The following is a 7,455-nucleotide window of genomic DNA, read 5'->3' as shown; positions in this document are numbered from 1 at the left end:
GCCATCGACCGGAGCGCGTGGGTGGAGGTGATCAGCCGGCCGCTGTGTGCGGGATGCGGGAATCGATGCTGAGCGTCGGGACGTCGACGTTGACGGTCTCGGGGTACTTCAGGCCCATCCCGGTGTTGAGGACCACGGTCCGGTCGTCGGGCCGCAGCCAGCCCGACTCCCGCAGCCGCTTGGCCGCCGCCATGCAGGCGGCGCCCTCGGGACAGATGAACGTGCCCTCCCGGAGGGCGAGTTGCTGCTGCTCTTCGAGAAGTTCCGCGTCGCTGACGGCGATCGCCGTCCCCTCGGTGGCCCGGACCGCCTCCAGTACGAGGAAGTCGCCGAGGGCCTTGGGCACGGTGATGCCGAAGGCGACGGTGTGTGCGTCGGGGAACGCGGTGCTGGTGAGCGCGCCGGACTCGAAGGCCCGCACGATGGGTGCGCAGCCTTCTGCCTGGACGGCGACCAGCCGCGGCATCCCGCCCTCGATCCAGCCCAGTTCCCGCAGTTCCTGGATCGCCTTGTGGATGCCGATGAGGCCCACGCCGCCGCCGGCCGGGTAGAGGATCACGTCCGGCAGCCGCCAGCCGAGTTGCTCGGCGATCTCGTAGCCCATGGTCTTCTTGCCCTCCAGCCGGTAGGGCTCCTTGAGGGTCGAGACCTCCTGGTAGCCCTGCCGGCCGGCGACGGCGGCGTTGACCAGCTTGCCCGCGTCGCCGATCAGTCCGTCCACCAGATACAGCTCGGCGCCGGCCGCGACGCATTCGGCGCGGGTGATGGCCGGTGCGTCGACGGGCATCGCGATCAGGCTCCGCAGCCCCGCCCGCGCCGCGTAGGCGGCCCACGCCGCTCCGGCGTTGCCGTTGGTCGGCATGGCCACGCCCTTGACGCCGAGTTCGGCGGCACGGGACACGCCCACCGCGGCTCCCCTTGCCTTGAAGGTTCCGGTGGGGATCAGCCCCTCGTCCTTCATCAGCAGCCGCGGCACGCCGATCGCCGCGCCGTAGGACGGCAGTGGCACCAGCGGGGTCATGCCCTCGCCCATGGAGACGATGTTCGCCTCGTCCCGGACCGGGAGGACTTCGCGGTACCGCCACAGAGTCGGCGGGCGGCCGGCGAGGTCGGCGGGGGTCACCGTGGCGGCGACCCGCTCCAGGTCGTAGCGGGCCAGCAGCGGCATCCCGACAGCGCTCACACCCTGCACCACGTCGGCGTCGTAACGCGTTCCGGTCTGGGAACAGACAAGGTGGCTCAGAGCTGAGTTCTGCATGGATCTCCTCAAGGAGCGTGGCCGGAACCGGCCGATGAGGTTTGAATTTTGGATCCAAATTGCGCGACCCGTCAAGACTCGAATCGGCAAAGGGCGTCGCCCGCGACCGTCCGAAGAGCCGCGCGGGGGCGCCCGAGGGACCGGGCAGCCGGCCGGGGATGACGACAACTCACCTGTTCAGCCGGGGTGTTGACACTGACGGATCCACCCCGCACGCCGGCCGGAGGGGCGGGACGCAGGGCCCCGAAGCGCGGGACGCGAGGACCGACAGGTGAGACGGGATGCGGTCGCGGAGCATGCGGCGGTTATCGGAATCCGGCCGCGGAGATCGGGCGGGCGGGCGGTCCGGCGCGGTCCGGGACCCGGACGGCGCGGGTCAGCGCTCGGCGGGGCGGGCCTGCTGCGCTGTGTCGAGGCCGGCGTCCGTCATGGCGCTGCGGTCCTCGAACGCCTCCGCGGCGCGCCGGACATGCTCGCGGGAGAGCCGTTCCGCCTCGGCGGGCCTGCCCTGGGCCATCGCCTCCATGATCGCCGCGTGCTCCTGGAGCGCGTTCGAGGTCCGGCCGGGCACCTGCGAGGAGGAGCCGGAGCCGAAGCGGAGCTGGCCTCCGAGGTTGTCCATGAACTGGACCAGCCGGATGTTCCCGGCCGCGTGCCAGATCGCCCGGTGGAACTCGATGTCCACATCGCTGTAGCCCACGCCGTCGTGCTCTTCGAGCAGCCGGCGCTGCTCGTCGTAGAGCGGCTGCAGGGTGCCGCGGACGAAGTCCACCACGTCCGGCAGGGTCGCGGTCTTGCGCGCCGCGACCCCGTCGAGGGCCTCGCGCAGCTCGTAGATCTCCCGCATGTCCCGGACCGCGACCTCGGGGACGAAGTAGCCGCGGTGGGCGAACGTGGTGAGGAATCCGTCCCGTTCGAGACCGGCCAGCGCGGACTTGATGGGGGTCGGCGACAACCGCAGCCGCTCGCTGAGCATGCGGACGACCACCTTCGTGCCGGGAGCCAGCTCGCCGTCCACGATCATCCGGCGGATCTCCCGGTACGCCTGCTCCTTGTAGGTCCGCCGTTCGATGGTCACACGGGGCATGATGACATTTCGGCGGCGCGGAGGCCACCGCCCTCCTGCCGGGCCGGGCGGCGTGCGGTCAGAGCGCGGCCAGCCGCACGCCGGCGTAGGCGACGCCCGCCACCAGCAGCCAGGACGTCAGACCGAGGACCAGCGAGCGGCGTCCGGTCCGCAGCAGCGCCGGCCCGCTGATCCCGGTCCCCAGCCCGAAGAGCGCGGCGACCAGCAGCACCGACTGGACCCACTTGGCGGCCGCGAGCAGCGGGTGCGGCAGCACTCCGGTACTGGTCAGCGCGACCGACACCAGGAAGCCGGCCACGAACAGGGGCACCGGCGGCGGGCGCCGGCCGCCCTCGGGTACGGCGGCCGGCGTCCGCCGGGCGGCGATGCCCACCACGGCCACCAGTGGCGCCAGCAGCACCACCCGGGTCAGCTTGACCACCACCGCGGTGGTGAGGGCACCCGGCACCCGCTGAGCGGTGGCCACGGTCTGGCCGACATCGTGCACGCTGGCTCCCACCCACGAGCCGAAGGCCGTGACATCGAGGCCGAGCGGGACCCGCAGCAGCGGCAGGATCACGATGGCGAGGCTGCCGCAGAGCGTGACCAGCGCCACCGCCACCCCGGTGTCCTCCTCGTCTCCCCCGGCCACCGGCTCCATCGCGGCGACCGCCGACGCCCCGCAGATCGAGAAGCCGGTGGCGATCAGCAGGCTGCGCGGCGCGGAGACCCCGAGCCGGCGGCCGAGCAGCCGGGTCCCGGTGAAGGTCACCGCGACGGTGACCGCGACCACCGTCAGTCCGCGGACGCCGAGCCGCGCCAGCTCGGGCAGCGAGAGCTGCAGGCCCAGCAGCACGACCGCGATACGCAGCAGCCGCTTGCCGGCGAGCGCGGTGCCGGGCCGCAGCGCGGGGTGGTGCAGCCGCGCGTTGGTGACGGCGGCGCCGAGCACCACCGCGACGGTCGACGGGTTGAGGGCCGGCAGAAAGTGCGACACAGCGTAGGCGGCGGCCGTGCCGGCGGCCACCAGGCACAGGCCGGGGACCACGGACGCCGCCGTCCGGGGCGGGCGGTGCAGGACGGAAGTACTCACCCTTCCACCCTGATGAGCCCGGCGGACCTGGAGTAGCCTGCTTGTGGTTGTCAGAGTGACAACTGAACCTTGTTACTGGGAGGCTGTCCGATGCTCAGTCCCCGGGTGCCGGAGCTGGCTGCGCTCCAGATGCTCTCCGTAGTCGCGCGGACCGGAAGCCTGCGGCTGGCCGCGATCGAACTGGGTGTGACGCAGCAGGCGCTGTCGCAGCGGGTCCGGGCGATGGAAGTACGGGTCGGTGTCCCGCTGCTGACCCGCGGGCCGCGCGGGTCGCAGCTCACCGCGGCCGGCCGGCTGATCGTGCAGTGGGCGTCCCGGGTGCTCGACGCGGCGGCCGAACTCGACGCCGGCATCACCTCGTTGCGGACCGACCGGGTCGGCCGGATCAAGGTGGCGGCCAGTCTCACCATCGCCGAACACCTGCTGCCGCGGTGGATGGTCATGCTCCGCGACCAGCAGGCCCGGGCCGGACAGGCGTCCACCAGCGTGGAGTTGGAGGCGGCCAACAGCGTGGCGGTCACCGCGCGGATCGCGGCGGGCGAGGCGGACCTCGGCTTCGTGGAGGGTCCCCGCGCCCCGCGCAGTCTGCGGTCCCGCACCGTCGGCCAGGACGAACTGCTGCTGGTCGTGCCGAGCGGCCACCCCTGGGCCCGCCGGCGGCGCCCGGTCAGCGCGGCGGAGCTGGCCGCGACCCCGCTGGTCACCCGGGAACCCGGCTCAGGCACCCGGCAGACCCTCACCGCCGCGCTCGCGGCGGCGCTGCCGGGGGTGCCGCAGGCCGAGCCAGCGCTCGAACTGACCGGCACCGCCTCGGTGAAGGCGGCGATCATCGCCGGCGCCGGTCCTGGCGCGCTCTCCTCGCTGGCGGTCGCCGACGACATCGCGCTCGGCCGGCTGCGACCGCTCGCCGTCTCGGGCGTCGACCTGGTGCGCAGCCTGCGGGCGGTGTGGAGCGGCGGCCCCTATCCGCCCGGCGGACCGGTCCGCGAACTGGTCACGATCGCCGCCCGCAGCAGCGGCTGAACCCGCACCGGCGGCCTCCCGGCCGGAACGCCCAGCCCCCCCCGGGACGCTACGGAGGGTCACCGTCCCCGGCGATCCTGCCGGGGGAACGGCCCGCGGGGCCGAGTGGTCGGGGCGCGTCTTTGGGTGTGTTCTGGGGAAGGCGCGCGATGACAGCCGGCGCGTCCCCGGACCGTACCGGGTCGGGCTGATCGTGGAGGCGGGACATGACAGTGGAACCGAGTGCGGACGGCCAGGGCCGTCAGGACAAGGCCGCGGACCTGCTGGTGATCTTCGGGATCACCGGCGACCTGGCCCGCAAGATGACCTTCCGGGCCCTGTACCGCCTGGAGCGCACCGGGCTGCTCGACTGCCCGGTCATCGGCGTCGCGGGCGACGACTGGACCGTGGAGCACCTTGTGGAGCACGCCCGTGAGGCGATCGCCGACAGCGGCGAGGATCTGGACCAACGCGTCTTCGACTCGCTGGCCCGGCGCCTGTCCTATCTGCACGGGGACGTCACCGACGCGGCGCTCTACGACCGGCTCGCCAAGGCGGTCGGCAAGGGCCGGCGGCCGCTGTTCTACCTGGAGATGCCGCCCGCCCTCTTCGCGCCGATCGTCGAGCGGCTGGCCGCGGCCGATCTGCTGGGCAACGCCCGGGTGGCCGTGGAGAAGCCCTTCGGCCACGACCTGGACTCCGCCCGCGACCTCAACGACCGGCTCCGCAAGGTCCTGCGCGAGGACCAGATCCTGCGAGTCGACCACTTCCTCGGCAAGGAACCGGTCATCGAGCTGGAGTACCTGCGGTTCGCCAATCTGGCGATGGCCGAGGTGTGGGACCGCAAGAGCGTGTCGGCCATCCACATCACCATGGCGGAGAGCTTCGGCGTCGAGGACCGCGGCTCCTTCTACGACGCGGTCGGGGCGCTGCGCGACGTGGTGCAGAACCACCTGCTCCAAGTGCTCGCCCTGGTCGCCATGGAACCTCCGGGCGGCCCCGGCGCCGACGATCTGCGGGACAAGAAGGCCGAGCTGTTCCGGTCGATGGCACCGGCCGATCCCCGGCGGTACGTGCGCGGCCAGTACCAGGGGTACCTCGACGTCCCCGGAGTGGCGGCGGATTCGGCGACGGAGACGTTCGTCGCGCTGTCCTTGGAAATCGACAACTGGCGGTGGGCGGGGGTCCCCGTCTTCCTGCGGGCCGGCAAGGCGATGCCGGAGACGGTCACCGAGGTACGGCTGATCCTGCACCGGACCCCCCGGCTGGCCTTTCTGGCGGCCCCGCGCCAGGTGGCCGCGAACCAGATCGTGCTGCGCATCGACAAGGATCCCGGCCTGCGTCTGCAGCTGACCGGTCACGCCGAGAAGGGCGTCTGGCGCCCCGTCCACCTCGACACCGTCTTCGCCCGGGAGCTGGGCCGGCCCCAGGAGCCGTACGAACGGCTGCTGCACGCCGCCATCATCGGCGACCACCAGCTCTTCGCCCGGGAGGACAGCGTCGAGGAGACCTGGCGCGTGGTCCAGCCGCTGCTGGACAGCCCGCCGCCGGTGCACTCCTACGAGCGCGGCAGCTGGGGACCGCGCGAGGCGCGCTCCCTGCTGGGCGGGCACCCCGAGTGGCAGGACCCGTGGCTGCCGGAGCAGCACTGACCTGTGTCCTTTCGCCCCCGGATCACAGACCGGAGCGTTTCACCAGGGCGCGCGGTGCCTGGGAGCGCCAGGCGTCGGTGAGCCGCTCACGGAGCTCGTCCTGGTCAACGGCATCGAGCCGGACCAGAACGGCGGGGTAGCCGTCGTAGTGGTGCTCGGTGAAGTACGTGTCCGGGTCGGCGGCGATCAGCTCGTCCTTCTCCTCCTGGGAGCCGACCCGCACCGCGAGCACGTCCGGGCGCGGCTCCCGTGGGCCCTTGGGTCCGGTGCGCTCCAGCCACACCCAGGCCAGCGGTTTGTCGCCACTGCCGTGCCGGACCCGCAGCGAGCTGCCGTCGTCGGAGAGAAAGGTGTCCGGCAGCGCGAGCCCGATGCGATGCACGTCGTCCTGGTCCACCATGCCGCCGCCTCTCCATGAATGCGTTCCGCTCCCGGGGTCGCCGGGACCGTTACCGGCACGACGGATCCCGGTGCGGAGTCCCGGCACGACGCTACCGCGCACCCGACCGCCGGCCGGAGAGGCGGACACGGACGACCGTGTCGCCGTCGCGGCTTGGTGCCGCGGGCCCCGCGCGGTTCAGCCGGCGGAGGGCGAGCATGCCGCCGACACCCGGGATCGCGGCCACGACAGTGGTGCGGCGGCTGCCGTGGGGGTCACGCAGGGCGGCGAAGATGCTGAAGAGCCAGGCGCAGCCGTGGACGGGTCCGGTCATCGCGGCGACGGCCTGGATGTCGACGGTGGTCATATTGACCAGGAGGACCGCGAGGGAGACCAGTTCGACGGCTGCCGAGGCACGCAGGGGACGGCGGGAGGAGGACACGGGTCACGCTCCTGTGGTGGAGCCCGGGCGGACGATCATCAGGATCGTGACGGTGGCCCAGAGCAGGTTGAAGACGCCGGTGAGCATGGCCAGCCGCGCGGTGGTGGCGCGGTCGACCGGCGGCGCGGGTTCGGTGTCCGGTCCTGCGTCCTGCGCACTGCCGGTGAGGGAGCCGAGGATGACGTGCTGGGACGGCAGCACCAGCAGACCGAGGACCAGCGCGGCGACCGCGGTGAGCAGGATCGCGGCGATCAGCCAGGCGCTGCCCAGCACGTGCATGACGCTCGCGGTGGCGAACCCGAACACCGGGACGACGACGCCCACTTCGGCGTAGACGCGGCAGATCCGGTGCAGCAGCCGGACGGTGGACACCGCCTCGGCGGCCTGCTCCGCGGGAGCGGCGGCCGCTCGTCGGGCGGCGGCCGGGAACATGCTGGCCGCCACGGTGACCGGGCCGATGGCGACGATGGCCGCCAGGACATGGACGGCGAGCAGGAACTTGGTCATCGGGCGGCGCCCTGTCCCCTGGCGGGTGCTGCGGTGCGTTCGCCGGCGCTGTTCGC

The 7,455-nt window shown here is 72.8% G+C and carries 8 protein-coding genes; 2 read left to right on the top strand and 6 right to left on the bottom strand.

What is annotated here, in order from left to right; translation table 11 throughout:
* Positions 1 to 31 precede the first annotated feature (31 nt).
* The 3 genes from OG552_RS35290 to OG552_RS35280 all read right to left on the bottom strand — a co-directional run bounded on the left by OG552_RS35290 (position 32) and on the right by OG552_RS35280 (position 3,417).
* The gene (locus OG552_RS35290) at positions 32 to 1,258 is read right to left on the bottom strand and encodes a threonine synthase (RefSeq protein WP_329140102.1); all 1,227 of its coding nucleotides are present in this window, start codon (positions 1,256 to 1,258) and stop codon (positions 32 to 34) included.
* A 376-nt stretch (positions 1,259 to 1,634) separates the two neighbouring features.
* Positions 1,635 to 2,336, bottom strand: a complete 702-nt coding sequence (locus OG552_RS35285; RefSeq protein WP_329140100.1) for a GntR family transcriptional regulator — start codon at positions 2,334 to 2,336, stop codon at positions 1,635 to 1,637.
* A gap of 67 nt (positions 2,337 to 2,403) precedes the next feature.
* Positions 2,404 to 3,417, bottom strand: coding sequence for a YeiH family protein (locus tag OG552_RS35280; RefSeq protein ID WP_329140098.1), 1,014 nt, complete (start codon positions 3,415 to 3,417; stop codon positions 2,404 to 2,406).
* Positions 3,418 to 3,507: 90 nt separating this feature from the next.
* Between OG552_RS35280 and OG552_RS35275 the strand changes: the two genes are divergently transcribed.
* Together OG552_RS35275 and OG552_RS35270 are read left to right on the top strand one after the other, a co-directional pair.
* Complete coding sequence (locus OG552_RS35275) at positions 3,508 to 4,440, top strand: LysR family transcriptional regulator (RefSeq protein ID WP_329140096.1); 933 nt, start codon at positions 3,508 to 3,510, stop codon at positions 4,438 to 4,440.
* A gap of 206 nt (positions 4,441 to 4,646) precedes the next feature.
* Complete coding sequence (locus tag OG552_RS35270) at positions 4,647 to 6,071, top strand: glucose-6-phosphate dehydrogenase (RefSeq protein WP_329140094.1); 1,425 nt, start codon at positions 4,647 to 4,649, stop codon at positions 6,069 to 6,071.
* Positions 6,072 to 6,093: 22 nt separating this feature from the next.
* Here OG552_RS35270 and OG552_RS35265 read toward each other — a convergent pair whose 3' ends face one another.
* The 3 genes from OG552_RS35265 to OG552_RS35255 all read right to left on the bottom strand — a co-directional run bounded on the left by OG552_RS35265 (position 6,094) and on the right by OG552_RS35255 (position 7,399).
* A complete protein-coding gene (locus tag OG552_RS35265) occupies positions 6,094 to 6,471 on the bottom strand; it encodes an MmcQ/YjbR family DNA-binding protein (RefSeq protein ID WP_329140092.1) in 378 nt (125 codons plus the stop codon).
* A 91-nt stretch (positions 6,472 to 6,562) separates the two neighbouring features.
* On the bottom strand, positions 6,563 to 6,892 hold the full coding sequence (locus OG552_RS35260; protein ID WP_329140090.1) for a DUF3817 domain-containing protein: 330 nt from the start codon (positions 6,890 to 6,892) through the stop codon (positions 6,563 to 6,565).
* A gap of 3 nt (positions 6,893 to 6,895) precedes the next feature.
* A complete protein-coding gene (locus OG552_RS35255; RefSeq protein ID WP_329140088.1) occupies positions 6,896 to 7,399 on the bottom strand; it encodes a DUF2269 family protein in 504 nt (167 codons plus the stop codon).
* Positions 7,400 to 7,455: the final 56 nt, after the last annotated feature.

Source organism: Streptomyces sp. NBC_01476 (assembly GCF_036227265.1).
GTDB lineage: Bacteria > Actinomycetota > Actinomycetes > Streptomycetales > Streptomycetaceae > Actinacidiphila.
This window is presented reverse-complemented; position numbering and strand designations above follow the sequence as displayed.